This is a genomic window from Microvirga soli (assembly GCF_016734765.1).
Classification (GTDB): Bacteria; Pseudomonadota; Alphaproteobacteria; order Rhizobiales; family Beijerinckiaceae; genus Microvirga; species Microvirga soli.
The window spans coordinates 1-2,071 of record NZ_JAERQE010000127.1 but is presented as its reverse complement, the minus strand read 5'-3'; the positions used below and the strand labels follow the sequence as shown (position 1 = coordinate 2,071).

Annotated in this window: 1 protein-coding gene; it reads left to right on the top strand. The window is 61.8% G+C overall.

Annotated features, from left to right (window positions below):
- Positions 1–704 precede the first annotated feature (704 nt).
- On the top strand, positions 705–2,071 hold a 1,367-nt coding region (locus tag JKL45_RS29460; protein ID WP_281401840.1), incomplete at its 3' end, for a DNA translocase FtsK.

Genomic DNA, 2,071 nt, shown 5'->3' with positions numbered 1-2,071 from the left:
ATGCATCCCGAAAGACACAGAAGAACCCCTGCCGCCCAAACCACCCTTGCGGGCAACCCAGGATCGCGGGGCCTCCAGTCCGGCGCCACATCAGTGCCGCCGTCGATGAAGCCTATCTAGTCAAAGCCCGGACCGGTGTCAACAGCATTCGACAAGAATTTGTAAGTTCTTCTCGAATGAGTCCTGCGTCCGCACAAGTACAGACGCAGCTTTCCCGTTCGCAGAGATGAGATCATCTCCGCGTTGACCTTGCTGCCAGGCGATAAAACCCGCAGCCCATGCCGGACAAGAACCGCCAGAGGAGCAAAACCACACAGATCCAACCACCGTCGAACCGCCGAAGCTCTTGGCCCAAACCCCACACGGCGCACAAAGCCCGAAGCCAAAGCCTCAGGCCGCACAAACCCACCGTGTTGGGAAAACACCCTCAGGCCCAAACAGCCCAAAGGAAGCGCCGATATAAACTCCCGCACACATTTTGCAACCCCAAACAGAGCAAAGCGCAAAAGGCAGGCGAAACAAGAAACATCAGCCCCAGAGATATGGAGAGGAGCGGAGCCAAATTGAAGAGGTGGGCTGGGGACAAGTGCGGGTCGGGGCAGCTCGTGCCGCCCTCCTAAGGCTCTTTTTACCTTTGGTAGGCGTAATCAGGAGGACCTCTCTTCCCCGGACTGATCCGATCAGTCCCAACACCAAAACAGACAATGCACTTCAACCGACGGCCTCCATCCTCCGCCGCCCATGGCTATGGCTCTCTCGCACAGGACCAGGATTACAAGAACGAGCTGGACAACAACGAACCGGGTGCCTCCGGCGGTTTGGTGACAGGAGGTCGCACAGGGCATCGCGCTGGCGAAGGTCCTTCCGGTGGAACCCGTGCGCAGGCCAACCCTGGTCACGTGAGCAGCCCATCCGGCGCGCGAACTCCTAACACCATCGCGCCGAAAGCCGGGCAGGGCAGGGGGGCGAATGGCGCTCCGCGCGGAGAGGTGTGGGAGCAGTCCTTTTCCATGTCGCCGGAGGTTCGCTTCACCCGTACGCCCGAGCGCGTTCTGAAGGAACGCCGGATGAAGGGGGCTGCCCTTCCATCCGATGATTCTGTCGAGGAACAGGCGAGACAGATTGCTGCCGCTCGCATGGATGATCCGGCACCAGCCGTCCAGGAGCGGCTGCAGGCTCTTCGCAGCAAGGCCGCTTCCCAGGAAACCGGCGCCGACAATCCCCGCATCTTCAACCGGGCTCCTGCGCCGGAGCGCGGGCCGATCACGCGCGCCGCAGCTCCCGCCCGGACGGTGGAGGCCTCACTTCGTCGTGCGCCGGTTACCGAGCCAGCCCGCACACAGAAAGCTGAGCAGCCAATGCCTCCTGCCAAGAGTTCTCCTGTGGCGCCGGCGCCCTATGAACTTCAGACGGTTCAGCAGTCCTACAGCTTCATGTGGCAGCCAGGGACTTATCTCCTGGATCCCTCGCTCCAGCCCGCTTCCGCTATGCCTGCGCAGGCAAAGAGCCACGAGAGTGCCCAGCCTGCGAGGAAAGTCGCACCGGCCGTCAAAGCTGCGCCTCCTGCGAGGGCTGTCGCGCCCGTACCTTCCCGAGTTCCGTTACCGGCTCAGCCGGAGACTGCGCTATGGGATGATGAGGAGGAATATGTTGAAGAAGCCCTTAGCGATGACGACTTTGACGTCGAGGACATCGTTGAGGAGGCGCCGCGCCGCGCAGCTGTCGTGACTCAGCCGCGCGTGAGCCACATGCCTGCGGCACCGGTTCCGGCGAACGACAGCTTCCGTCGTGACAACTACGCGTCGGTTTCGGTCGGTGTCGCGGCTCCGGTCAACGCATCCTTCGATTACGAACTGCCCGCCCTTGATCTTCTGGCGGAGCCGAAGGTCTGGAACAGCGCGGAAGTTCCCGTCGAGGTGCTGCAGGAAAATGCGGCGACTCTCGAGAACGTGCTGTGGGACTTCAACGTGAAGGGTGAGATCATCAACGTTCGCCCCGGCCCCGTGGTCACGTTGTATGAGCTTGAGCCTGCGCCTGGGACGAAGTCGTCTCGGGTGATCTCATTGGCTGA